Origin of the sequence: Fictibacillus sp. FJAT-27399, from assembly GCF_001510655.1 — a bacterium.
GTDB lineage: Bacteria > Bacillota > Bacilli > Bacillales > Fictibacillaceae > Fictibacillus_C > Fictibacillus_C marinisediminis.
In genome coordinates, this window is sequence record NZ_LMVC01000007.1 from 45,697 (window position 1) to 70,478 (window position 24,782).

25 protein-coding genes and 1 pseudogene are annotated in these 24,782 nt (G+C 38.8%); 11 read left to right on the top strand and 15 right to left on the bottom strand.

What is annotated here, in order from left to right; genetic code table 11:
* The first annotated feature begins 537 nt into the window (after nt 1-537).
* The 7 genes and pseudogenes from AR335_RS21315 to istB all read left to right on the top strand — a co-directional run bounded on the left by AR335_RS21315 (nt 538) and on the right by istB (nt 6,523).
* Nucleotides 538-861 (top strand): ArsR/SmtB family transcription factor, encoded by a 324-nt coding sequence (locus AR335_RS21315; RefSeq protein ID WP_062240009.1) that lies wholly within the window; start codon nt 538-540, stop codon nt 859-861.
* A 21-nt stretch (nt 862-882) separates the two neighbouring features.
* Nucleotides 883-1,836, top strand: coding sequence for a TIGR03571 family LLM class oxidoreductase (locus AR335_RS21320; protein WP_082683646.1), 954 nt, complete (start codon nt 883-885; stop codon nt 1,834-1,836).
* 32 nt (nt 1,837-1,868) lie between these two features.
* Entirely contained in the window at nt 1,869-2,870 is a 1,002-nt protein-coding gene (locus AR335_RS21325) for an LLM class flavin-dependent oxidoreductase (protein WP_062239933.1), read from the top strand.
* A 162-nt stretch (nt 2,871-3,032) separates the two neighbouring features.
* The gene (locus tag AR335_RS21330; RefSeq protein WP_062239937.1) at nt 3,033-4,058 is read left to right on the top strand and encodes an LLM class flavin-dependent oxidoreductase; all 1,026 of its coding nucleotides are present in this window, start codon (nt 3,033-3,035) and stop codon (nt 4,056-4,058) included.
* Between the two features lie 24 nt (nt 4,059-4,082).
* Nucleotides 4,083-4,628 (top strand): annotated as a pseudogene (locus AR335_RS21335) (SDR family NAD(P)-dependent oxidoreductase); the annotation flags it as partial.
* Between the two features lie 423 nt (nt 4,629-5,051).
* Nucleotides 5,052-5,267 (top strand): tyrosine-type recombinase/integrase, encoded by a 216-nt coding sequence (locus tag AR335_RS23355; protein WP_234293380.1) that lies wholly within the window; start codon nt 5,052-5,054, stop codon nt 5,265-5,267.
* Between the two features lie 719 nt (nt 5,268-5,986).
* Entirely contained in the window at nt 5,987-6,523 is a 537-nt protein-coding gene (istB, locus tag AR335_RS21340; protein ID WP_082683648.1) for an IS21-like element helper ATPase IstB, read from the top strand.
* A gap of 487 nt (nt 6,524-7,010) precedes the next feature.
* On the opposite strand, the gene AR335_RS21345 is transcribed toward istB, so the two are convergent.
* The 8 genes from AR335_RS21345 to groES all read right to left on the bottom strand — a co-directional run bounded on the left by AR335_RS21345 (nt 7,011) and on the right by groES (nt 17,902).
* Nucleotides 7,011-7,895: a hypothetical protein gene (locus tag AR335_RS21345; RefSeq protein ID WP_062239944.1), complete on the bottom strand. Its 885-nt coding sequence runs from the start codon at nt 7,893-7,895 to the stop codon at nt 7,011-7,013.
* Nucleotides 7,896-9,090: 1,195 nt separating this feature from the next.
* Nucleotides 9,091-13,329: an NACHT domain-containing protein gene (locus AR335_RS21350; protein WP_062239948.1), complete on the bottom strand. Its 4,239-nt coding sequence runs from the start codon at nt 13,327-13,329 to the stop codon at nt 9,091-9,093.
* A gap of 219 nt (nt 13,330-13,548) precedes the next feature.
* Nucleotides 13,549-14,115 (bottom strand): hypothetical protein, encoded by a 567-nt coding sequence (locus AR335_RS21355; RefSeq protein ID WP_062239952.1) that lies wholly within the window; start codon nt 14,113-14,115, stop codon nt 13,549-13,551.
* Between the two features lie 179 nt (nt 14,116-14,294).
* A complete protein-coding gene (locus AR335_RS21360) occupies nt 14,295-14,486 on the bottom strand; it encodes a DUF1653 domain-containing protein (protein ID WP_199805125.1) in 192 nt (63 codons plus the stop codon).
* Between the two features lie 18 nt (nt 14,487-14,504).
* Nucleotides 14,505-14,861 (bottom strand): hypothetical protein, encoded by a 357-nt coding sequence (locus AR335_RS21365; RefSeq protein WP_062239955.1) that lies wholly within the window; start codon nt 14,859-14,861, stop codon nt 14,505-14,507.
* Nucleotides 14,845-15,546: a dCTP deaminase gene (gene dcd, locus AR335_RS21370; protein ID WP_062239959.1), complete on the bottom strand. Its 702-nt coding sequence runs from the start codon at nt 15,544-15,546 to the stop codon at nt 14,845-14,847. Before dcd ends, AR335_RS21365 begins: the two co-directional genes overlap by 17 nt.
* A 332-nt stretch (nt 15,547-15,878) precedes the next feature.
* Nucleotides 15,879-17,519 (bottom strand): chaperonin GroEL, encoded by a 1,641-nt coding sequence (gene groL, locus AR335_RS21375; RefSeq protein ID WP_062239962.1) that lies wholly within the window; start codon nt 17,517-17,519, stop codon nt 15,879-15,881.
* Nucleotides 17,520-17,617: 98 nt separating this feature from the next.
* Nucleotides 17,618-17,902 carry a co-chaperone GroES gene (gene groES, locus AR335_RS21380; RefSeq protein WP_053356067.1) on the bottom strand — a complete coding sequence of 95 codons (285 nt, stop codon included), beginning with the start codon at nt 17,900-17,902 and terminating at the stop codon, nt 17,618-17,620.
* A gap of 247 nt (nt 17,903-18,149) precedes the next feature.
* On the opposite strand from groES, the gene AR335_RS21385 reads away from it, so the two are divergent.
* From AR335_RS21385 to AR335_RS25050, 3 genes are all read left to right on the top strand, one after another.
* Nucleotides 18,150-18,863: a CPBP family intramembrane glutamic endopeptidase gene (locus AR335_RS21385; RefSeq protein WP_062239968.1), complete on the top strand. Its 714-nt coding sequence runs from the start codon at nt 18,150-18,152 to the stop codon at nt 18,861-18,863.
* Nucleotides 18,863-19,063, top strand: coding sequence for a DUF4305 domain-containing protein (locus tag AR335_RS21390; RefSeq protein WP_053356069.1), 201 nt, complete (start codon nt 18,863-18,865; stop codon nt 19,061-19,063). Before AR335_RS21385 ends, AR335_RS21390 begins: the two co-directional genes overlap by 1 nt.
* Before the next feature lie 100 nt (nt 19,064-19,163).
* Nucleotides 19,164-19,397 carry a DUF3953 domain-containing protein gene (locus AR335_RS25050; protein ID WP_062239976.1) on the top strand — a complete coding sequence of 78 codons (234 nt, stop codon included), beginning with the start codon at nt 19,164-19,166 and terminating at the stop codon, nt 19,395-19,397.
* Between the two features lie 44 nt (nt 19,398-19,441).
* Here the strand turns inward: AR335_RS25050 and AR335_RS25325 are convergent, their stop codons facing one another.
* The 6 genes from AR335_RS25325 to moaC all read right to left on the bottom strand — a co-directional run bounded on the left by AR335_RS25325 (nt 19,442) and on the right by moaC (nt 22,102).
* Nucleotides 19,442-19,573, bottom strand: coding sequence for a hypothetical protein (locus AR335_RS25325; RefSeq protein WP_255357621.1), 132 nt, complete (start codon nt 19,571-19,573; stop codon nt 19,442-19,444).
* Nucleotides 19,574-19,714: 141 nt separating this feature from the next.
* The gene (locus AR335_RS25330) at nt 19,715-19,846 is read right to left on the bottom strand and encodes a hypothetical protein (protein ID WP_255357622.1); all 132 of its coding nucleotides are present in this window, start codon (nt 19,844-19,846) and stop codon (nt 19,715-19,717) included.
* A 57-nt stretch (nt 19,847-19,903) separates the two neighbouring features.
* Nucleotides 19,904-20,674, bottom strand: coding sequence for a twin-arginine translocase subunit TatC (tatC, locus tag AR335_RS21400; protein WP_062239979.1), 771 nt, complete (start codon nt 20,672-20,674; stop codon nt 19,904-19,906).
* Nucleotides 20,675-20,691: 17 nt separating this feature from the next.
* On the bottom strand, nt 20,692-20,883 hold the full coding sequence (locus AR335_RS21405) for a twin-arginine translocase TatA/TatE family subunit (RefSeq protein WP_053356072.1): 192 nt from the start codon (nt 20,881-20,883) through the stop codon (nt 20,692-20,694).
* Between the two features lie 33 nt (nt 20,884-20,916).
* The gene (locus tag AR335_RS21410; RefSeq protein ID WP_062239982.1) at nt 20,917-21,564 is read right to left on the bottom strand and encodes a redox-sensing transcriptional repressor Rex; all 648 of its coding nucleotides are present in this window, start codon (nt 21,562-21,564) and stop codon (nt 20,917-20,919) included.
* A 49-nt stretch (nt 21,565-21,613) separates the two neighbouring features.
* Entirely contained in the window at nt 21,614-22,102 is a 489-nt protein-coding gene (gene moaC, locus AR335_RS21415; RefSeq protein ID WP_062239988.1) for a cyclic pyranopterin monophosphate synthase MoaC, read from the bottom strand.
* Nucleotides 22,103-22,332: 230 nt separating this feature from the next.
* On the opposite strand from moaC, the gene AR335_RS21420 reads away from it, so the two are divergent.
* Nucleotides 22,333-24,270 (top strand): ABC-F family ATP-binding cassette domain-containing protein, encoded by a 1,938-nt coding sequence (locus tag AR335_RS21420; protein WP_062239991.1) that lies wholly within the window; start codon nt 22,333-22,335, stop codon nt 24,268-24,270.
* Nucleotides 24,271-24,473: 203 nt separating this feature from the next.
* Here the strand turns inward: AR335_RS21420 and AR335_RS24570 are convergent, their stop codons facing one another.
* Nucleotides 24,474-24,758, bottom strand: coding sequence for a hypothetical protein (locus AR335_RS24570; protein WP_156419131.1), 285 nt, complete (start codon nt 24,756-24,758; stop codon nt 24,474-24,476).
* Nucleotides 24,759-24,782 lie beyond the last annotated feature (24 nt).

A 24,782-nucleotide genomic window follows, 5' to 3' on the forward strand; every position in this document is an offset into this window, starting at 1 on the left:
GCCGCGCATAGATTGTGGAGTTATACATCACAACATCATACAATCTAACCCTTAATTAAAGCACATAACGAAACATTGGTTCTCCACTGGAATATCACTGAGCAATATAAAATAATCTCGATATCGGCACCCATTCGGTACCAATCCATTCCTTTGGTATGTTTTAAAATTAGATTGCATATAATTCGCCATTGTAGTGGAATATGTCAATTAGACTTTCTGTTCTAATATCTTTCCAGGCATCACAATACAAAAAAAGAATACTTTTTAAACATTGCATGTCTTCCATGTTCCAGAACATAATTTACGTTGAATCTCCTCGCCACTTGTTCTCTAAGCTAATTTGTGTAATTCCTTTAGAGCCGTTTCCTAGAGCTGTCTAAAGCAAAAAATTTGATTTTGGGTTTAAAGGAAAATAATATAGAGATATTGCAAATTACCAATATCCTTTTGTTCGATTAGTTTATACGGATTCCAAGCAAAATAGATTTTAATAAGATCAGGAAGGGGCGGGCACCGATGAATCGGGAATCAAATATGATAAATGACGAACAGGCAGTTGAAATTTTCAAGGCTCTGTCAAATCAAATAAGAGTAAATATTCTTCAAATGTTGAAAGAACCTGATAATAATTTTTCCCCGCAGACCCATGTCATCAAGGAAAAAGGCTTTGATGGCGGGGTTTGTGTCAGTGATATTCGCAGCAAAGTAGGACTATCACAGTCCACTACCTCCCAGTATTTGTCTATCCTATTGCAAAGCGGTCTGGTTGAAATGAAACGAATCGGACAATGGACTTATTATCGACGCAATGAGGAAACCGTTAAACAGTTTGAAAAGTATATAGGCTTAAAAATATAACCTTTTTGAGGAGGACCAAGAGTGAGTTTTCAAAATCATCGTGCCTATAACAGCATGTACCAGAAAGACAAAATGACACTTGGATTTGTCCTCCCGACTGCCAGGATGTCTAAAAATCCGATTATGGAGAATCAACTGGAGCTTGCCCGTAAAATTGAAGAATATGGCTTTGCTTCATTATGGCTCCGTGATATTACGATGCAGAATTTGAATATTGATGATAACGGCCAAAAGTACGATTTATGGATTTATTTGACGTATCTTGCGGCCTATACGAAGCACATTGCGTTAGTGACAGGAAGTGTAGTTCTCCCTTTGCGCCACCCCGTCAGGGTAGCCAAGGAAGCTGCATCAATCGATCAATTGTTTCCAAGTCGATTGATTATGGGGGTGGCATCAGGGGACAGGGAAAAAGACTTTACAGCTTTAGGGATATCTAAGCAAGAAAGCGGTCCGTTATTTAAAGAAAATTTCGAAATTCTCGACCGGCTGTTAAAAGAGGATCAGCCGACAATCCACAGCCACGCCGGGCTGATCGATGGTACAGATATGAGGTTAATCCCAAAGCCTGTATCTTCGATTCCGACCATGGTGACTGGATTTAGCAATCAGTCTATCAATTGGATAGCCAGGAATGGGGATGGGTGGCTTCAATACCCTAGAAGCATTATTCAACAGGCGAAGCTTATCCAGGATTATCGTGCTTTAACTGAAGGAGATTTTAAACCCTTTTCTCAAAGCTTGTTCATCGATTTATCGGAAAATCCCGATGAAATGCCTGTCCCAATACCCTTAGGCTATTCCGTGGGAAGAAACCGTTTAGTTGATCTGCTTCATCAATTTCAAGCGATTGGGGTCAACCATTTGGCGTTTGTTCTGTATTTTTCCAAGCGCCCTCCAGAGGAAGTAATCCAGGAACTTGGAGAATTTGTTTTACCCTACTTTCCAACCCATAAAGGTACAGGCCAGCTTTAAAAAATTAAATTGTATATAAAGGAGGATGAATTATGACAAAGAAAATAGAACTTTCAGTACTAGATCCCTCCCCAATTGTCGAGGGAGGATCAGCCGAACTTTCCCTTCAAAACACGCTTGATCTAGCAAAGAAAACAGAGCAGTGGGGATATAAACGGTTTTGGCTTGCTGAACATCATAATTGGGCAGGAATGGCGAGTTCAGCATCCCCGATCGTAATTGGACGAGTAGCCTCTGTCACGGAAAAAATGCGTATTGGATCAGGCGCAATGCTGCTTTCCCATTATTCTCCTCTTTCCGTGGCTGAGCAATTTGGTACATTAGAAACCTTCTTCCCTGGCCGGATCGACCTTGGATTGGGGCGGGCACCTGGCACCGACCAATATACAGCAAATGTATTGCGGCAGCGGGTTGCCGGTGAACCTGAATTTGATGCCCGGCTTGAGGAGCTTATCGCATATCTTTATGGTACAGGAACAGCCACTAAGAAGGGTTCATTTAGCTTTCACGCCATTCCCGGCGAAAAAACAAATGTGCCAATTTGGCTGTTAGGTTCAGGGTTATATAGTGCACAATTGGCTGGAATACTTGGGTTACCATTCTCTTTCGCGGGACATTTTGCTCCAGGTAACATGATGGAGGCCGTAAAAATGTACCGGGATTATTTTCGTCCGTCTCAATTTTTGGAGGAGCCTTATGTACTGTTAGCCGTTCAAGTGGTGGCTGCTGATGAGAAACAGGAGGCACAAAGGCTTGCCACTTCGATGTATCAAAAATTTCTTTTGTTAACCCGCGGACAGCCTTCGCCAATTTTGCCTCCTGTTGATAATATGGACGAGCTTTGGAACGATAATGAACGCAGGGCGGTTGAAGAACAGCTTTTCACTTCCATCATCGGGGACCCTGCAGGTGTGAAGCAGCAGCTCCATGAGTTAATAGAAAAGACTGATGCTGATGAAATTATGGCTCATACAGAGATTTTTGATCATAAGGCACGGCTGCGCTCTTATGAAATTTTGGCTCAGCTGCAGTAAATTAAACAGTGCCTAGTCTAATAAAGGATGTATTTTCTGCAGATATTAAATCAGTTAAATTATTGTGATTTAGATTGAAACAGTAAAAGAAGACAAAGAAAAACAACCTGTAAATTCTTTTATAGGTTTGAACCGAAATTTTTAAAGAAAGAAGATGAGCATATGCCTGAAAATGATATAAAACAAATTACGGATATTCCATTCTCGGTCCTGGATCTCTCTCCAATTGCAGATGGAAGTACGCCGGCTGATTCTTTTCGCAATACTTTGGAGCTGGCCCAGCTCGCTGAAAAGCTGGGGTATAACCGATATTGGCTCGCTGAGCATCATAATATGCCATTTATCGCCAGCTCTGCAACATCGGTAGTGATTTCCCATGTTGCAGCAGGTACATCAAAAATCCGGGTAGGTTCAGGCGGCATTATGCTGCCGAATCATGCACCTCTTGTTATTGCTGAGCAATTTGGTACTCTGGAATCATTATATCCAGGACGTATTGATCTTGGCTTAGGCCGTGCACCAGGCACTGATCAGCTTACCGCACATGCATTAAGACGTGACTTGAGAAGTTCAGGAGAAGATTTCCCTGAGCAGCTGGCTGAGCTCCGGAATTATTTTGACCCTTCCCTTGCACAAGGATATAGTCATGTTAAAGCAATTCCGGGTGAGGGATTAAACATACCTGTTTGGCTGTTAGGTTCAAGCGGATACAGTGCCCAGCTGGCAGGAGAGCTTGGACTGCCGTTTGCATTTGCGAGCCATTTCTCGCCGCAAAACACACTCCCGGCTATCCAGCTGTACCGCCGTTCGTTTAAGCCTTCTAAAGTACTGGACAAGCCGCATGCAATGGTAGGGCTAAACATCATTGCGGCCGACACAGATCAAGAAGCTGAGCGGCTCGCTACAACATTGCAGCAGCAGTTCTTGAATTTGATGCGCGGGAAGGAAGTCCCATTGCAGCCGCCAGTGGATAATATTAATGATATAGGGAGCGACTATGAAATAGCTGCCCTTGAGAATCAATTAGGAACTTCGATTGTCGGCAGTCCTCAAATCGTAAAAGAAAAGCTGGAAAAGTTTTTGGATGAAAGTCAAGCCGATGAAATCATGGCAATCGCCCAGGTTTACGATCATAAGGCACGCCTCCATTCCTATGAAATATTGGCAGAAATTACTCAGCTAAAATAGGTCAAAACTGGCCTATCCTTATGGCAAGATATTTTTGATGTGAATGTATTTGGAACTGTCCGCGTAACCAAAGCAGTTATCCCTTTTATGAAAAAAGCCGGATTTGGACGCATCATTAATATTTCATCGGAATCAGGGCTTCAGCCTGATTCGTTTATGCCTCATTATAATGCTTCAAAGGCAGCAATTATCAATTTTTCAAAGAGATTATCAAAGGCGTATGCCGCACATGGAATTCTGGTGAATACTGTGTCACCAGCATTTATCATGACACCAATGCTGGAAAATCTAATAAAAGATAATGCGAAGCAGCTGAATATAACCTATGAAGAAGCTACTCAACAATTTTTAAAGGAAAACCATCCACATGTCGAAGTAAAACGGCCTGGAACAGTTGATGAAGCAGCGTCTGCTGTTGTTTATCTTGCATCCGAACAGGCTTCCTTTATTAATGGTGTAAACCTTCGGGTAGATGGCGGTTCGGTTGCGAGTATATATATTAAGCTAATTCTTAGAAAAAAATTCAAACAAAAAAGGCTATCCTTTATCGATAGCCGCTTTTTTGTTTAGATTACCTGATTCCGCCCGTTTTCTTTAGATATGTATGAAGCTTTATCAGCCCGAGATAGTAAAGACGCTTCGTATCACCCTTTTTATATCCTGTATCACCAAAACTGCATGTGATTTTTTCTTTGAATAGTCCTAGGGATAATTAGTAAACATGCTTGGAGTTTACCGTTATTTATGGTACGGTTCACCGTACATCACTAAAGAACATTGCTTCTTTTGAGCAAAAAGTCTATATTTTTGTTTGAAAAAAATAATGACCACTTCCTTGTTTTTTAAATAATCCTACATAACACTGGATACAAATTCCCTTTTGTCATTCATAGGCTTCCCGCTTTTGGTTGTCACTGAAAGCACGGATGCTTAAATGTTTCTCTTTTCGATTTAAAATGTATGGATAATTTTATTAAGTCTATAGAACATCGAATGCAAAGCTTGTTAAAGAAAACACCTTCTATAAATAAACGACTTACACCACAATCATTACGACACACTCACACATCATTGTTAGCAGAAGCAGGTGTTGAATTACTTAAAATTATGGATCGACTTGGTCATACAGAAGATGAAACTACAACACAGGTTTATTTACACATTACCAAAAGCAGAAAAAAAAGAAGCTTCCCAAAGTTGCTCAACTAATGAGAAGCCTCTAATTTTTTTGTTTGGAAAAGTTCGGGCACCTTTTCAGCACCTAAAATGATGTTTCCACCTTTAAAACCTTGATATATAAAGGTTCTTAAAGTTAAATTACATCATGCCGCCCATCTTTCACTTAAATTCTGCACATTTTCACCAACTTTCATACTTACTATTTTCCAATAAACATTCTAATAGTAAAAAGGATTTATTTTCGTAAATTTTCATCTCTATATGTAATTTTTGTTATTTTTATGTGATTTTTAAAAAATCACATATAGTAGGTGATCTGCTAGAACGCCCACTAACCTCGTTTCAGACATTCAACATTTTTCATCTGCAGTAACATTATTACTCGTACTGCGACTTTAGTTCTCTGCGGATTGCTTTATGAAATCAAATATTGTTTCTCTAATTGAATGATTGAATTTTTCATTTCCTATTGAGGTATCTTAATTGCCTTTACTGAAAAGTAATATTCAATGGTGTTAGCATTCATTACTTTGATATCCGATTGTTGTGTTTTAATCTTCTCAATTCCATACTTATCAAAGTAGGTTCTTTTTCCGTTTAGAGTACCCCCAGCAGAAACTTTGAGTTAAGTATCGTTTGAAAAAAGCACCCTTTAAGAACTTTTAGAAGTAGTAACTCGGTAAAACCAGAGAAGTTACTTTTACTACCGAAATACTCTTTAAAGTTATTAGTAAGGTAAATATTCGAGGCTGCCGTTTAGAAAAACAATCGATGAGTTTAATTTTTCTATCCAGCCCACGATTGATGAGCGAAGAATTCGAGAATTAATGACTCTTTCTTTCTTGAAAGAACATGAAAATCCTATCTTTCTGGGATCGCCTGGCATTGGAAAAACACACTTAGCTGTGTCCATTGGCCTTCAGGCCATTTTTCAAGGGTATAAAACCTATTTTGTATCTGCTCACGACCTAATTATTCAGCTGAGAAAAGCCGATACCGATGGTAAATTGGAATTGAAATTACGTTCTTTTGTAAAACCTAGGCTTTTAATTATCGATGAGATGGGCTATATGAAACTGGATATCGGAGATGCCCACTACCTGTTCCAGGTCATCGCCCGACGTTATGAGAAGGGATCCATTATCTTAACGTCCAATAAATCATTCGGTGAATGGGGAGAAATGGTCGGCAATCCGGTTATCGCAACAGCCATATTAGACCGACTGCTTCACCATTCACGCATCTTTAACCTGAATGGTGAAAGCTATCGGCAGCTCGAAAAATAGAAAACTGGGGATTTTTATACCGGACATTTTGGGGAAGTTATAACCGGCCTTGACATTTGTCGTATTCTTAAAACGTCTATCATCCAAAAAGTCTTGATATGCAAATTTTAATAACACAAAAAACCACTCCCTTATTTTTATAGGAAGTGGTTATTGCTTTTGATATAAGTTATTTCCATGATTACTTCATAGGATGTGCACAAATATTGGTTGAAAAGGGTGGAGAAATAACCTTAGCTATTTCTCCGACGCTTGGCTTAAAAGCCTTACATCACGCCGCCCATACTCTTAGTTAATTAAATACTAAGGAACATAAACTAATAACGTTTATATAATCAGTGTTTAAACCTTGCCAGTTTACCTTGAGGTTAAATAAGATATCACTATTTATGAACATATACAGTCAGAATCCAGTCACAATATCTCTTTAAAGAACCCCTCTCTAGTATTTAGGAGGCTATAACAAGTGGGACCTAATAAAATCTATCTACCTAATGGGGTCGTTCTTTTTATTGTGATATTGCCAGTTTTTATTGCATTTTGGGTTACAAAATCTATGTTTGCTGTTTCTTGGTTCGAATTCACTACCGCAAAAATCACAGGGCTTAAACCGTTTTTCTATTTGCTTCATCGAAGATTCCAAATTTAGTCCCTGTCCCTCATAAAGTTCCCGAATAGTAATAATGCTGCCATTTCCTTTTGAATTATTATCCCAGGCAGATATTAACCTAAGATTAGATGGATGAGAAAGTATTGGAGCAGGTACCCCATTATCGTACCCATCACGTACAGAATATTTGTGGTCATACTGCATACGTTCAGGGCGCTTTTTACCATAGTGCTTATCAACGATTCTTTGGCAAACTTTTTTGTACTCTTGATAATCTCTTAAATGAGCTGTATCATATCTCAATTGAGTTTCTTCTGTTCTCTTTTCTCTTAATTCCTTTAACCATTTTGATTGCTGTTTATAGCGATCAGGATCGGAAAAGAACACCTTGCTGGTCCTCCTATTATGCTCATCCATCCTCTTTTGATGGTTTTCAAGTTCAGACACTTTGATTCCTGCTTTTTTTAGCTTCTTTGTGATGGCTTTCCTGTTTACTCCATAAAAATCAGCTACTTCATAAATAAACATGCCTTCGTTAATTTTCTCTATGATCATTTCAGCCGTTAGGGGGAACCCTAATTGTAGGTCGAGCCGATGCCCCAAGGACTCCGCTCTTGAACGAATAGGAATATGGTTTTCGTGCAATCGGTTTTTAATGGTACCAGGAGAGCAGTTGTATATATTTCCAATTTTAGTGAAACTCAATTTTTGATTAACGTATAAATCATACAAGTCTTCTTTTGGAATTACAACCTTTGCCAATTCAATTCCCTCCTATAATAATTTTATAGCATATTTGTTTGGGTTTTAATAGAAGACAATCGTACTTTTACCTCTGAATTAGATCGGTTAGCTGACTTTCTTCCGGAAGGATTCGAATTGGTAAGGCCGGAAGTATCCATGGGCTACCACTAGTTGCGAATTAACAATTTTTTATACGGGGGAATTATCACTTATCAAGCGTAAATGTACCGGCACGTTTTTGTAGAAGACAGGATCAACTGGAAATACAGTTTCCTCTTTTCCTTTGGGAAAATACCTCGTCTTATTCCTGTTCCTAATATGGTAATAATGATTCCGTAGTCACGATAAGCGACCTAATTCTTGTCCCGTTGCTATATTCCCTGTAAAAGTTCAATATTTGACGTATCTGCTCATCACTAAAGACCTCAAACTTCACATCATCTTCTTAACCTTCAGGATTAGTCTTAATAATCTCACATTCAACTAGGAATTTAAAAATGCCCTAATCCCAATAGCTTGGTGTTAATGGTTACCGCTTTATCCCAGATATTAGTTGTTGTAGTATTCTTAAAACGTCTGTCATCCAAAAAATCATGAAACGCAAATTTTAACAGCACAAAAAAACCACTCCCTTATTTTTATAGGAAGTGGTTATTGCTTTTGATATAAGTTTTTTCCATGACTACTTCATAAGAAGCATGCAAATATGAGTAGAAAAGGGCGGAGAAATAGCCTAAGCTATCTCTCCGATGTTTGGCTCAAAAGCCTTACATCATGCCGCCCATTCATCAGGGCGTACAATCCAGTGAAATAGTTATTATTATAGTCTTGGTATATAGGCCTTTTCCCATTTACGAATAAATATTCAACAATGGAATTTAAAATAACTATGAGCAATATTATGAGCATTTCCAATAAAATTTCTAAAATAATTATTTTAGAAATAACTAATAAAACTTGTTCTAATAAATAGCATTGTATTACTTATTGCTCTAATTGGATTATTAGTGTTGATTTCCGATTCTCAAAACGTTCTTCTCTGATTGCTGGAAAAAAATGAACCACTGTTAGCTATGCTGCCTCAGTCTCTATTATGCTTAATTTTGCGAAAACATCAAGTCAATTTCCACATTTCACGGCCTAAAAATAGCCTTAAAACGAGGTTTCTTAACTTACTAACTATTCCTTAAATCACATATTTACAACCTATACTCTAGAACTTTTTTAAGTCACCTTGTCTTTCATCTAAGATATCATATGAATAGTGATTACCTTTTAATTGATATAATAACCACCATTCATGATAATATTTATCCGATACTTTTTCTATATACGTGTTCCAAAATAAGGTTAAACTATTTGATTCTAAGAACTCATTAAGTTTACCTTTGTTAAAAAGTAAACAACTTTCAAACCCAAATATTGAGGCATCGAAAGCAACAATATCACCAGCAGAATTTATCCATACACCTTCTTGACTCTGGATCAAATTAAAGTAATTAATAAGTATAGGATCTGGCATTAAATAGCTTAAGGAACTTCCTTCATCAGTAGAATAGTCATAATTCCCTTCCCACGAATAATCCCAAACTGCTTGAGAAATGTATTGGTCTTGTTCATCATCAAAATATTCATCATCTTTAACCGATGGATGCCAACAAAATTCAAATGCAAATGTCTCATACGACTGCCTCCAATTGACTCCATTTCCTCCACCTTTCTTAATTTCCCTTTGAGTGTATTCTTTAATAGAATCATTTTTTACAAAAACCGCTTTCGTTTTTATACATATTTCATCACGGTTATAATAATGTGGTCCATTTTCAAGTTTATTCACATACAACTGCCCAAGCGAGAAATATTCTTGTGATTCATATATTATTTCAAAGATACTTTTTGCATTATTTAATTCATAATTGGATAATACCCATTGTTTTTTATTAGTTTCTGGTAAAGGAAAAGTGATTAACTCCCCCACACTCTCCTCTTTTTTACTTACTAACACTGTACAGTCTATATCTCTTACGAAAAGTTCCCAGGGGCCTTTGTACGGCTTTTCTATTCGTTTTATTTCTTTAATATAATCATCTGGGTTTATATGTTCTACTTCTATTTCAGACCAATCCAAATCCTCAATTATAGTAGAGACACTATTACCCTCTCCTGACTGACTAATAATAAACTTTAAAAATTCATTATCTTTTTCTTTTAAAATATTATAATACTCTGCTGCGTACTCTTTTTCTTCTTGATAAACAGGAAAATTATCAGTCAACCTAGCTATTAATTCATGGAAAGCAATCCATTGATATTTTTTTCCTATTCTTTCTAATATATTACCATGCCTATCATAATACTTGCCGTTCATCAAATCATATTCTCCATGTGTTTCAACATCATATCCTAGATCGAAAATATTTTTTGTTGCGATATTGCTTAAATCTTGGATATCGAATTGATTTGACCAGTCACTTAATGTACTTTGAAATGTGTATCTTCCAAAATCTCCATATTCGCCTGTACCTCTCCCATACTCTGTTGTCATGGAATTAATAATTGCTTTAACACTATACGCCTTTTTACCGTATTTTTCTGGGGAATATAATGTTGTATATTGATCGATTTCTTCTAATTTTGGGATATGATCATACCATTTACTATTATATGGCGGATTAATTTGCTCTACATTTTTATGATCAAAGATACCAATATGCTTTGTATATAAAATTATACCCCTAGCATAATCCCTTAATAACACATGAGGGTAAATCTCAGTTTTATTAAATACTTCATCAAGAATATATTCACTTATTTTAGTTAGATATGTAGTCTGATTTGTTCTTAAACAAGCACCATAAATACCAGCAAACAATCGTTCATACACATATGGATCATTAACATCCTTAAATCTAGTTAGAAGCGGCAATACGAGTTTCATATTGTTTTTCAAAAGATTCACTAATGCATGCGTGGATTTATCTCTGAGAACTTTGTGACTACTCGTAAATAACCAAGTAATTGTAGTCGCTAGCAAAAATGATGTATTTTCAGATAAATGTATTTGGCCATTTTTAAATAAAGGTAAATCTGTTACCCTATTTAATATTTCTTTATTTTCATTTATGAAAATCGTCCAAGTACTATCCCGCTTAGCCAAAGTCATTTCTTTTAAATGATTGTGTAAATAATTTGCATTTAATAAGTTATTCTCATTTATACAAGTTTGAATTAATTGAGCATAGTATAAGTTCCTTACGCTATTATCTTTCTCCATTATAGCTTCCATAAAAGTAATTACTTTAGGTTTTATTGACGAAGCTTTCCTCCATGTTAATCCCCTAATCATTGATTCAGCTATTTCAACTGAATCCTGGTTTATTACTTCATATAATTCCAACCCCATTCTTTCAGGTAATACAATTGATAATGCTTCATAGATATTCGAATAATCTCTATATCCTTCATTAAATTGTTTAAAACAATCCTCTTTGTTCTGCATTTTATCTATTATTGCATAGGCAGTAAATATATCCCCAAAACGTTCATAACTAAAATATGCTCTGTCATTACCTTCATAGTCCGCACTTATCGTAATAAGATTTTCTTCTAATAAACCATATAAAAATATTTGATTACCTTGTGTTGCATCTTTTGTTACTTCAATGATTATTTCTTGAACTTCTTTTAACTGCAATAACCATTCTTTTTTTTCATACATCCTAAAAGCGATAGCTTTTAAACAGTTATTTACTAAATTAAGTTGCTCTATATATTGAAACCGTTCGTCACGTGCTAACTTACTATTCATTTTTCGCACATAATTTGATAGAACTTCAGTAATACTCCAACTGGAGAAATGTTCTATTGAATCAGGAGATGCAACTTCACAATACATTCTTAAATATAATGGATTTCTACACTCTACTGGTAGATAGGGAACAATTAATGGATTAATCTTATAATATTTTAAAAACGGCTCAAGCATATCAATAGAAAAATTAGTAAATCCTATATGTTTATAAAGCGTTATTGGAAGTAGTTTAAAAAAGTCATCGGGAAATATACTTTTCATATGGTTTATTCGATTTGACATCACGATTGCAATGTTTGGATATATACGAACTCTTTCAATAAAATCCACAATATATTTATCCCAAAAATACTTTCCCTCACCTTCATTAAGGGCATCAATAAATATGATCGCTCGTTTATTAGTTCGCATACTTCTAGAATTAATTTCGTTTAAGAAACTATCTGTATCCCCTTTATATTCTAAGAAGTTGAATATTTGTTGCCAGGGATGATCCTTAGTATTAAAATGCTGGCCTAGAAAAAGAAAAACTATATGACCATCATCCTTTTTTTCTTGTGCAATATCTGCTAAAAGATGGGATTTTCCAATTCCCGCTTCCCCTTCAATAACTAAATAAGGATTATTAACCAATTCAGGCTCTATGTATTCAATATACTCTTTAATCTCACCCAGAATTTTAAGTATACTTTTACTATTTTTTTTAATCGGAGTATTAGAAGAGAGTCGATACTTCCCCTCATCATTAATATAACTATTAAATTCCCTTACAGTGTAATTTAAAATGTTTAAAGAATTAATGTAGGTAGAGTATTTATCAGTATTGTAATATTCCTTATCCCTGCTATTAAAATTTTCAATAATAGACTTATTCGAATTAAGTACAACTTCAATATCTCCAACTTGCTCTAACCCCTTGTTTTTTATTTGTTCCAAACAAACATCCATATGTTGAATGAGTCTACGGTTAGAATGTTCTAAAAAATTTTGGAGTTCAATATCAAACGTTAATGTCTTAAAGATTTTTTTTGATTTAGTTTCTACATTAGCTTCTCTAATGTAACGCTGACCTAGCGATTGAATACTTCTTTGAAGAATTTCATTTATTTTATCTTCTGTAAGATACTTTGCTAAAGAGTAATTCTTTATATCTTGGAATTTTTCTTCTAAATAATGTTTTAAATTTTTATTGGTCTCAATAATGCTATCTTGTATTGATGCAACAGTAGACTTTTGTGCAGCATTTAAATCTTGATCTCTAAAATTGACTAATCGTTCTAACAGTGATTCAAAATAAGCTTTCAAAATATTTTGATTCTCTAACTTAGAACGTCCTTGAGCTTTATATAGTTGATTTATATAATCCAGAGCCATTGTTACTAAATTTTGAATAAAGTCTTGTTGAGAAATGTTCTTAAATTGTGTACTAAATACAAAATTATAAATTAGCCTTTGTGTTTCTGTGTTATTGATAAAAGATTGAAAAGCATATGTATCGATTGATGTATTATCAAATTCACGTTCAAAAGCCTTTATTTTTCTAAATTTCATTTTAAGACTCATTTTTTCTATAAACTTTATTTGACCACTTTGTATTGTATTACTAATTATCTCTTGAATTGCAAAACTAATAATCCCCATAAATTAAACCTACTTTCATGCTATTTAAAATAAGTAATATTTAACCAGATTATACCATGAAGTTTCAGTTTCCTAGTTTTAGTTTAACCTCAAATGGAAGAAAAGGCCTCTCATCAGTTCAATAAACTAATGAAAGACCTTCTCTAATTTATTATGGGCATTCAAAACATATCACAGTCAACCAATTGATCATATATTTTTATGTAGGAAAATTGAAAACTAAATTTCACTAAATGCATCTAGGCTAGTTCTGAAATCAGTTATTCTTTGTTTTATATCAAACTCATCGTCGTTTAGTCTTTGACTAGGACTTTCAAGAACCAGTCTGATAATCCTAGTTTTTATAGCCATCCTTGCGTAGAAAAATCTCCATTGTTGAATATTTATTTGAGCAGCAAACCAAACAAGTTCTTTAAATGACATTTTAAACCTTGGGACAAGTACACGAACTGAGCTTCCGCCATTTCCTCTTGCCATAAAAGGCCAAGGCTGAACGTAAGCTTTTCCAAACGCAGTTACTGTAATATATCCCTCGAAAGTTTGTGCCTCGTTTGCCTGTACTAGTCGAACAATACTATTGGTGGAGTCACCGCTTGAAATATAAGGTGTATATCCTTCATTGTAATTCTTTTCACCAACTGATCTTCCGTTTACAACAACAAAAAAATAACTCAAATTATTAGTTATACCAAGCTCAAGTTCCTCTAAATGTTCCTCAGGTTCCGGATTAATCACAACATCTGATAATTCCGGAAATATAGCAGTTGTCTGAAAGATTGATTTCAAAACATCCTGTTGATGCCTTTTTAATTCTGCTTCAGAAATATCCGGCTGCGGTAACCACTCTTGTGCACTCCACTCTTCACCATTTACAAGTTGGGAAAAACAAAAAACTCTAATAATGGACTTTTTTATAAATCTCCCATTATTCGAGTGATAGTTCAGTTTAATGAGTAAAGATTTTATTATACCTCTTGAAATCTAGGGATTGTTTTACCTTCAACTTCTACCTCCTCAAAAAACATATCATACGGTCTAGCAAAACTAGTTCCTTCTTCATTTTTATAGACAACCAACTTTTCATCCGTTTCTGAATGAATGGCAATGCATACAAACTCATACATTGCACCTTTATAATGTCGATATTTTTTCACCATTCTCTACCTCCGTACTAATCAATCTTCCAAAATCAAAGGTAAAATCAGGACTAATGCCATTAATACACCTAATGCAGACACATAACCCCATTCCTTTTCATTAACTGTAAACCCTATTAGAATAGTTAGAATAACGTTTGCAATTATTAGAAAGATGGTTAGCTTCTTGTTTTTCTTTTTAGCAGGAGTATTTTCGTTATAAGTATGAATCTCTTCACGAATCATTTTATCAACGTCACGTTCAATAGTATCATCCAAAAAACTCAAAAAATGCTCTTTTTGTTCTACAGGTGTTTCATCGTATTTTTCTTGGAGCAGTTCTTTTAGAGTTTGTTCTTTCTGGGCTTTGATTAATGTATCACGTAATTGACTCATCTGCGTCACCAAGTTTTTGTCTAATAACATCAGCGTAATGCTTTGCATTTTCTTCAATGCGCTTCATCAAATGCCGTCCTAACATTCTTGCAGATTCACCTGAAATTTCACCTAGTCCATTCTCTAAAAGATATTCTTGAATATCCTTATCGAGGTGAAGCTTAGATATATGTACTTCACGGCTTCCCATATACTTACCATCTTGTTTCGTATATGGCTTATCTGAAACAGAAGTTAACTCAGTTATAGCCAATTGGCAAAACTTCACCCCTGAGATCAGTTGAACCGGTACAGGTGTGTTATTAGTTATAAGGAAACTCAATCGTCCCTCATACCCTGGATTCATATAACTTGCCGGACTTACTACCAAACCCATAAGTTTAATGCTATATCTTTCTAAGATAATTGCAGCCATATTTGTTGGGATTTTGAAATACTCATAGGCCTGAACTAAGACTGACTCATTAGGTTTTAAATAGAAGTCCTCTTCGTTTATATCAATTGTTTGATAATGCTCGTCAGATAATTTACTCCCCATTACAATACTTTCGCTTGATGTGTATCTTTTTATTTGGGTGTCCAAAGTTAAGTTAATTGTAGCTCCCTCACAATTTTCTTCGATAAACGGAGTTACTAGCTCGTTATTTATCGCAAGTTCTTTGAGGTGCTTATCGCTCAATAACATACTTTTCCCCTCCTCTATTAAGTTTTATTATGATTTACCCTGTTTGAAAAAACAATAACCAATGTTAAATTTACGCAAATCATTCACAAAACTACCACCTCCGAAAAGATGGGGGTTGTTTTACGGACGCATCTGCTTTTTTTCACTTCATCTTAATGCTCATTTAAAAACACATGACCCCTAATATGGAAGAAAAGGCCTCCCACCAGTTTAGCAAACTGATGAAAGACCTTCTCTAATAATTGTTTTTTCATGTTACTATGAGCAAAATTATGAGCATTTGTAACTTAACACCTTAAAACCCCTCATATATCAGGGCTTTATGATGTTTATTACATCATGCCGCCCATTCCGCCCATTCCCATGCCGCCCATGTCAGGCATTCCGCCGCCGCCAGCATTTTCTTCAGGCTTATCTGCGATAACAGCTTCTGTTGTTAGGAACATAGCTGATACAGATGCAGCGTTTTGAAGTGCAGAACGAGTTACTTTCGTTGGGTCAACGATACCGGATTCGAACATGTTTACCCATTCGCCAGTAGCTGCGTTGAATCCAATTCCGATTTCTTCGTTTTTCAAGCGCTCAACAACTACAGATCCTTCAAGACCAGCGTTGTGTGCGATTTGGCGAACTGGCTCTTCCAATGCGCGAAGAACGATTTTCACACCAGTTGCTTCGTCACCGGAAGTTTCAACAGCTGTAAGTGCACGAACAACGTTTACTAATGCTGTACCACCACCGGATACGATTCCTTCTTCTACTGCTGCACGAGTAGAGTTTAGGGCATCTTCAATGCGAAGTTTGCGCTCTTTCAGCTCAGTTTCTGTAGCTGCACCAACTTTGATAACGGCTACTCCGCCTGCTAGTTTAGCCAAACGCTCTTGAAGTTTTTCTTTATCGAACTCAGAAGTAGTTTCTTCTAATTGAGAACGGATTTGTGTTACGCGGCCTGCAATTTTGTCAGACTCGCCAGCACCTTCAACGATTGTTGTGTTTTCTTTCGTTACAACAACTTTAGAAGCTGTTCCGAGTTGGCTGATGTTCGCAGACTTAAGGTCAAGTCCTAGCTCTTCAGTGATCACTTCACCGCCAGTCAGGATTGCGATGTCTTCAAGCATAGCTTTACGGCGGTCACCGAACCCAGGAGCTTTAACAGCTACTGCGTTGAATGTTCCGCGAAGTTTGTTTACTACTAATGTAGCAAGAGCTTCACCTTCAACATCTTCAGCAACAAGCAATAATGGCTTGCCTTGTTGAACCACTTGCTCTAATACAGGAAGGATTTCCTGAATGTTTGTGATCTTTTTGTCTGTGATCAAGATGTAAGGATTCTCAAGAACCGCTTCCATTTTGTCAGAGTTGGTTACCATGTATGGAGATGCGTATCCACGGTCGAACTGCATACCTTCAACCACTTCAAGCTCAGTAGTGAATCCTTTAGATTCTTCAATTGTGATAACGCCGTCGTTTCCAACGCGCTCCATAGCTTCAGCGATCAATTGGCCTACTTCATCGTCAGCTGCTGAGATGGCAGCAACTTGAGCGATAGACTCTTTGCCTTCGATCGGCTTGGAGATCTTTTGAAGTTCTTGAACGGCTACTGCTGTAGCTTTTTCGATTCCTTTGCGAAGAACCATTGGGTTAGCGCCAGAAGTTACGTTTTTCAATCCTTCACGGATCATGGCTTGAGCAAGAACAGTCGCTGTTGTAGTTCCGTCACCGGCAACATCGTTTGTTTTGCTTGCTACTTCAGCAACCAATTTTGCACCCATGTTTTCGAAAGCATCTTCAAGCTCGATTTCTTTTGCGATCGTTACACCGTCATTTGTGATAAGAGGTGAACCAAATTTTTTCTCAAGAACGACGTTGCGTCCTTTTGGTCCAAGTGTTACTTTTACTGCGTTTGCAAGTGCATCTACACCGCGAAGCATTGCGCGACGAGCGTCTTCACTGAACTTAATGTCTTTAGCCATGTGTAAAACCCTCCCATAATTTTAAAGTTCGTAATTTAAAAGCTATCGATGCAGCTTTCATAAAGCTGTCTATGTAGCTTATCTGTTAATGGTTAGAATTAGCCGATTACAGCTAAAACGTCTGTTTCACGAAGAATAAGGTACTCTTTACCTTGATACTTCACTTCTGTTCCTGCGTATTTTGAAAAGATGATAGAATCTCCCTCAGAGACTTCTAGCGCTACGCGTTCTCCTTGCTCAGTTACGCGGCCTGTACCTACTGCAACAACTTTGCCTTCTTGCGGCTTTTCCTTTGCAGAGTCTGGTAAAACGATTCCGCTTGCAGTCTTTTCTTCACCTTCTACAAGCTCAATCACAATACGATCACCTAGTGGCTTTAACAAGTGAAACACCCTCCTCAAAATAATAGAAAGTTTAAATTTATTAGCACTCTGATTTAACGAGTGCTAACTCCATTTCCTATAATAAATAATTTTTTTCCACTTTGCAAGTACAGACCTAACGGATTTACGAAAAATTTATGAAGAGGGTCCCATGCCATGTTTTCAAGCAATCTATGTTAGAATAAGGAGATACATGGGAATGCTGAAGACATGACCATACCGAACCTAACTAAAGGAGTAATATACATTGACGAAGCGTTACTTATGGATTGTACTCACTTATGTACTGATGCAGCTGTCAGGCTATGTCGGTTACCCCCTCTTGAACTCTCTTGGCATTCCAAGGGATCACTGGGCCGGACTTTGGGGAACCATCAGCTTTCTCGCTGCTCTTGTGATCGTTCTTCTTCTCCTCATTCCCGACATGAAAGACCCTTCCTTAAGAGGAGGGCGCGTATCCCGTTCATCCGCTGTCGGCTGGGCCATTCTCGGAATCTTCATGGCTTATGGGGCGCAGATTATTGCCGGACTTATTGAAATAAAACTGCTTGGCATTAAGCCAGGCTCTGAAAATACTCAAATGCTCGTTAAGATTGCGAAACTCACTCCTTACTTTATGGTCGTGACCTCCATTGCCGGTCCGATCCTGGAAGAGATCATTTTCCGAAAAATTATTTTCGGGAGCCTGTATAAACGGTTTAACTTTGTGATTGCAGCGCTTATCAGCTCACTGATTTTCGCAGCGGTACACTTTGATTTCACCCATCTGCTCGTTTATACAGCCATGGGATTTGTATTTGCATTCCTGTATGTACGGACAAAACGCTTGCTCGTTCCCATTGTCGCCCATGTCTCCATGAATACCCTCGTCATGCTCGTACAGGTGGTTTTTGCTGATAAGATCAATGACTTGCAGGATAAAGCGGAGAAAATGCAGATGATTATTGGGGGACTTTTCTAATGAGAACATCACCATTTTTTATGAGCGGTTTATATACTGTCATGGGCATCCTTTTCACCTGGCTCGCCATTCATTATTCCAATGAATACGGCGTCACCGGGATCTGGACCCTGATCACCATGCTTGTGGCGACCTTTGATTTTGCCAATGCGATCAAGTACTACAGGCTGCACCGCCACATTAAAAAATACAAGAAATAACAGAAAATCCGGCTGGACAATTGTCCAAGCCGTTTTTTTTGTAGAGCTGCAAAACAAATCCGATTATATGGTAAAATTTTCTTAAAAAGGACGTGATGCATTGCTAAAAATACTGCGCCGCCTATTATCCATCATCACCCTTATATTTGCTACTTACGGATTAATTGCAGGAAATTTCAAATACAACCCCATCATGATCTTTCTCTTAGGATTAGTCATGCTCATAATGGGAGTCGAGGAATTTCAACGTAAGCAAAGAGCAAAAGGCTGGCTGCTCATAGCTGTTTTCCTGCTTTCAACCTATGTATCCATAGAAGGCTTCCTCTTAAGCTAAACGGGCTTGTTTGCTGCGGAAAGATAAAGCCTCCCTGCAAGATTTCAAGCCTTGCAGCCGGGGAGTTGTCGCGTAATAGCATCCTCGAAAAGTTGATTGGAGTGCAAGGTGCGAGACTCCTGCGGGATATGCGTGACAGGTGAGACTCCCGCAGACGCTTGCGTCAAGAGGCTCACCGCACGCCCTGCGAAAGTAGGCGTTTACGCCGGTTAAAGCGAGTAGCCTGAAACGGAAATCAACCATCCCAAAGAGCAACGGAGTTCTACCTAATACAAATAAAAGCTTGCAGCTGGGGAAATTTCTTAAATTATCATCCTTCAAAGGTTGATTGAAGTGAAAGGTGCGAGACTCCTGCGGGACGAGCGTGACAGGTAAGACCCAAAAGGCGCTTGCGCCGTGGGGCTTACCGCACGCCCCGCGGAAAGCGAGCATCCTGAAACGGAAATCAACTACCCACAAGAACAACAGAGCTTCACAAAAATCATCCCATAAAAAAACACACCCCGCTAATCGAGATGTGTCTTTTCCAATTCAAGATCAAGCATAGCTTCTTCTTCTGCTTTCAGCCGCTTTTTATAGGCATTGGCCGAAATTAAAATACTGATCTCATACAGAATGATGAGCGGAACGGTGATGGTCAAGTGTGAAATCAGCTCTGGAGGACTGATCAGACCCGCCACAACGATAATTCCAAAATAAGCGAATCTCCTGATCTTTCGTAAAAAATGAGGAGTAACAAGCCCAAGCCTTGTTAAGAACATGACAAGGACCGGAAACTGAAACAACAAACCAAACGGCAGTATTAAACTGAACAAAAATGAAAAATACTCGTTAATCCCATATTCCCCTTCGACATTCAGCGAATTCGCAATGTTCGACATGAAATGAACGACGAGCGGAAACAGAATGAAGTAGCCGAAGCTCAGTCCGGCTGCAAACAGCAGAAAGGAAATCGGAATGTAAGAGAGCGTTACTTTTCTTTCATTTTCAAAAAGACCGGGGCTGATAAAAGCCCATATTTGATAGAGCGCTACCGGCAGGGAAAGCAAAAGCGCAATAATAAAAGCAAAATCTATATATACCTTCAGAGGATCGGTAAGATTAAACGCGTTCATCTGGATGTCTTTTGCTACATTGTCACTTTGCAAATAAACAATGACGGGCTTGGCAAAAAAGAGACCCACAACCATAAAGAGAAAAAAGAAAACGGCCGTAATGACGATACGGTTTCTCAATTCACCCAAATGGTCGTAGACCGGCATGTTTTTATCTGTCATTTTGTTCATCCTAACTGCTACTTCTGTTCGTTTTGGAGAGACTCTTTTTCTTTTTTGTCGTTATCATGATCATCCATGAGTCCCTGTGTCGCATTTTTAAATTCTCTTAACGTTTTTCCTGCTGCCCGTCCAAGTTCCGGAAGCTTTTTCGGTCCAAATACGACTAATGCGGCCGCGGCGATAAACACTGCACTACCTGCTCCAATCATTCCAGACACCTCCTTTACTGCAAAATGGAAAATCTATAAATCAACTGATGGGTAATGTTTCATAAAATAAATCAAAGACTGCAATTCCACTGCTAAATCAATATGATGCACCCTGATCTCGGCCGGCAGTGTCAGGCGCGCAGGTGTAAAGTTCAAGATGCCTTTGATCCCAGCCCGAACGAGCTGGTCGGCAATAAACTGGGCAGAGCCCACTGGAACGGTCAGGATGGCGACTTCTACATCACTTTCCTGAAGCTCCGCTACTATGTTGTCGATAGAATGGATCGGAACTCCCGCTACTTCTTTTCCTACCTTGGCCGGGTCCACGTCATAAGCGACCTGGATGACTGTATTATTATTTTTTATAAAGTTATAGTGCAGGAAAGCGGTCCCTAAATTTCCAACGCCAATCAAAGCAACCTTTGTTACTTCATCCTGGTTAAGCGTTTTCCGGAAAAAAGATAATAAATAGTTTACGTTGTAGCCGTAACCCTTTTTCCCGAGAGCACCGAAGTAGGAAAAATCCCTTCTGATCGTTGCTGAGTCTACTTTTACTGCTTCGCTAAGCTCTGCAGAAGATACCCGCTGCTTTCCTGAAATGGAAAGGTTTTTTAGAAAACGGTAATAAAGCGGAAGCCTCTTGGCAGTTGCCTGCGGTATTTTTATCTGTTCCTGATTCATATTAGAGCCCTCCACTATCAGAAAGCTTATCTACAGTTTACCATATTTTTTAAGTGGTACGTTGAAAATCCCCGTTTTTTCCGCCGGTTTTGCTCTGCAAAAAGGTTGGTCCAATGATCATTCCCTTATCCACGGCCTTGCACATGTCATAAACGGTTAACGCTGCGGCACTCGCTGCAGTCAAAGCTTCCATTTCAACACCGGTATTGCCTTTTGTTTTCACGGCTGCTTCAATATGCAGCCTGTACTGTTCTTTATTTTCTTCTTCCCATTGAAACGTAATATCTACACCCGTCAGGGACAGAGGATGGCACATTGGAATCCAGTCGGATGTTTTTTTCGCTGCCATAATGCCTGCGACCTGCGCAACGGCAAGGACATCGCCTTTACGAAACGAGCCTTCTGATATTTTTGTGTAGATTTCCTTGTTAACAGCGATTGAGCTTCTGGCTGCAGCTGTACGGACCGTCGCATCCTTTTCGGAGATGTCTACCATTTTCGCTCTTCCTTGTTCGTTAAAATGCGTAAAAGATTCCATAACCTTCTCCTTCTTCCTAGAATATACACTATCTTTGAAATCTACGGCGGATGATTTGCAATTTAATTCTAACGAAATGTTGAACATTGATTAGTTGCTCCGCTTCGCTTATGTAAGCTACACTAAGAGTAGACAGAATTCAGCAATACAGGCTAATCTAGCAGCATCTCATTTCGCATTCAGTCTGTGAACCTTGTTATTCGTCGATAGGAATTTGAGGTGACTATACATTGATTATTTTGCAAGTGAATAACTTAACAAAATCATTTGGGGCTGACCCTATTTTATCGAATATTAAGCTGGAAGTCCAAACCCGCGACAGAATCGCGCTTGTCGGAAGAAATGGAGCAGGCAAATCCACGCTTTTAAAAATCATTACCGGTGACATGTCCTACGATTCAGGACAGCTGATCATGCCAAAAGGCGTCCGAGCCGGTTATCTAGCCCAGGACACTGGCCTTGAATCCGAACTGTCCATCTGGGATGAGATGATCAGCGTGTTCGAGCCCCTTCGGAAGATGGAAAAGCAGCTGCGTAGCATGGAGAGCCGAATGGGCGAACCTGCGCTGACCGCAGATGAAGCAGCCTACAATAAACTGCTAAAAGAGTATGATGAACTGCAGATTCAGTTCAAGGAAGCGGGCGGCTATCAATACGAATCGGACATCCGCACGGTACTTCACGGCTTTCAATTCAGCGGGTTTGACCCGTCAACTCCCGTGCAGACATTAAGCGGAGGGCAGAAAACACGCCTTGCGCTGGCTAAACTGCTCCTTACAAAGCCAGACCTTTTAATACTGGACGAGCCGACCAACCACCTGGACATTGAAACACTCTCATGGCTTGAGCAATATTTGCAGTCCTATCCCGGCGCGATCCTGCTCGTCTCGCATGACCGCTACTTCCTGGATAAAATCGTGACGACGGTCTATGAGATCTCCCGCCATCGCTCTTCCAAGTTTAATGGTAACTACACGCAGTATCTGGAACAAAAAGCAGAACGCCTTGCACTGGATATGAAAGCCTATGAGAAGCAGCAGGATGAGATCGTCAAGCTTCAGGATTTTGTTCAAAAAAACCTCGTCCGGGCCTCTACCACTAAACGTGCACAGAGCCGCAGAAAGCAGCTTGAGAAAATGGAAGTCATGGACAAGCCGCTTGGTGATGAAAAATCCGCTTCCTTCTTGTTCGATATAGAACGCCAAAGCGGCAATGACGTATTAAAGCTTGAACAGGTCGCTACCGGTTATGAGGACGGTGTGCCGCTCATCACTAACATTGACTATCATGTTTCCCGCCAGGACAGCGTCGCGCTTGTTGGACCAAACGGCATCGGAAAGTCCACTCTTTTAAAGGCCATCTTAAAACAGCTGCCTTTATTGGAAGGAAACATCGCTTACGGCGCCAATGTGAAGATCGGCCATTATGAACAAGAGCAGGCGAACCTCAGCTCCAATAAAACATTGCTGAACGAACTCTGGGACGAGTATCCGGACAAAACGGAAAAAGAAATCCGAACCGTTCTAGGCAACTTTCTGTTCAGCGGGGATGACGTACTCAAATATGTCAATGAGCTGAGCGGTGGCCAAAAAGCCCGGCTTGCTCTGGCTAAACTGATGATGCAAAAAGCCAACCTGCTGTTATTGGACGAACCGACAAACCATCTGGATCTCGACAGCAAAGAAGTTCTTGAACAGGCACTCATCAATTTTCCCGGTACTATAGTTTTCGTTTCTCATGACCGTTATTTCATCAATCGGATTGCCACCAAGGTCGCTGAGCTTTCACGGACGAAAATTACAAATTATCTCGGTGACTATGATTATTATATTGCGAAAAAAACCGAGACGCGAGAACGTGAAGAATTAAAAAACAAAAGTCTCCCTTCCTCCCCGCAAGCGGATGAACCCGCCTCAGCCGGAGCGTATAAACAGGACAAGGCGGCTAAACGCGAGGACCGAAAGCGGCAGAGGAGAATTGAAGAAATAGAGACCCTCTTGGAGAAGCTTGAAACCGAGCAGGCTGTTCATGAAGAAGCGTTATGTGATCCCGCCGTTTACCAGGATTATGAGAAAACGCAGGAACATAATGAAAAGATCGAACAGATCAAAGCAGAAACTGAGCACCTTATGGAAGAATGGGAACTGCTCCAGCTCGAAGAAGAATAATTCCCAACAACGGTGCAAGGCACCGTTGTTTTTATTTTGCGATAATTCACAGTATCCACAAGGTTATGCACAGCCTTTATAGATAATAACTCTTTCATCAACATAGTTATACACATTATCCACAGTTTCATAAAATGTTATCCACAGAATTTTATACACAGACTTAGAAAGCAGTTTTATTGCTTTTTTTTCATTTATTCACATTATCCCCTGTCCTGTGGATAACTTTGTCCACATCTCACTAAAGCACTAAAATGCCTCAACAAAAAAAGGGGCTGTCCTGAAAGTCGAAAATTGACCTTCAGCAGCTCCTTTTTGTCTTGAAAATCTTCAATGAAAAGTTGATTGAAGTGGAAGGTGCGAGACTCCTGCGGGACTAGCGTGACAGGTGAGACTCCCGCAGGCGCTAGCGCCAAAAAGTAGGCGTTCACGCCGGTAAGGCTCACCGCACGCCCCGCGGAAAGCGAGCACCCTGGAACGGAAATCAACAGCTTACAGACTTCTTGGACAGC

Bases quoted from the DNA above. Each gene is read 5' to 3' on its own strand.
- AR335_RS21315 (WP_062240009.1), top strand. From the start codon at position 538: ATGATAAATGACGAACAGGCAGTTGAAATTTTCAAGGCTCTGTCAAAT.
- AR335_RS21325 (WP_062239933.1), top strand. From the start codon at position 1,869: ATGACAAAGAAAATAGAACTTTCAGTACTAGATCCCTCCCCAATTGTC.
- AR335_RS21330 (WP_062239937.1), top strand. From the start codon at position 3,033: ATGCCTGAAAATGATATAAAACAAATTACGGATATTCCATTCTCGGTC.
- AR335_RS23355 (WP_234293380.1), top strand. From the start codon at position 5,052: ATGCAAAGCTTGTTAAAGAAAACACCTTCTATAAATAAACGACTTACA.
- AR335_RS21350 (WP_062239948.1), bottom strand. From the start codon at position 13,329: ATGGGGATTATTAGTTTTGCAATTCAAGAGATAATTAGTAATACAATA.
- AR335_RS21360 (WP_199805125.1), bottom strand. From the start codon at position 14,486: ATGGTGAAAAAATATCGACATTATAAAGGTGCAATGTATGAGTTTGTA.
- AR335_RS21365 (WP_062239955.1), bottom strand. From the start codon at position 14,861: ATGAGTCAATTACGTGATACATTAATCAAAGCCCAGAAAGAACAAACT.
- dcd (WP_062239959.1), bottom strand. From the start codon at position 15,546: ATGTTATTGAGCGATAAGCACCTCAAAGAACTTGCGATAAATAACGAG.
- groL (WP_062239962.1), bottom strand. From the start codon at position 17,519: ATGGCTAAAGACATTAAGTTCAGTGAAGACGCTCGTCGCGCAATGCTT.
- AR335_RS21390 (WP_053356069.1), top strand. From the start codon at position 18,863: ATGAGAACATCACCATTTTTTATGAGCGGTTTATATACTGTCATGGGC.
- tatC (WP_062239979.1), bottom strand. From the start codon at position 20,674: ATGACAGATAAAAACATGCCGGTCTACGACCATTTGGGTGAATTGAGA.
- AR335_RS21405 (WP_053356072.1), bottom strand. From the start codon at position 20,883: ATGATTGGAGCAGGTAGTGCAGTGTTTATCGCCGCGGCCGCATTAGTC.
- AR335_RS21410 (WP_062239982.1), bottom strand. From the start codon at position 21,564: ATGAATCAGGAACAGATAAAAATACCGCAGGCAACTGCCAAGAGGCTT.
- moaC (WP_062239988.1), bottom strand. From the start codon at position 22,102: ATGGAATCTTTTACGCATTTTAACGAACAAGGAAGAGCGAAAATGGTA.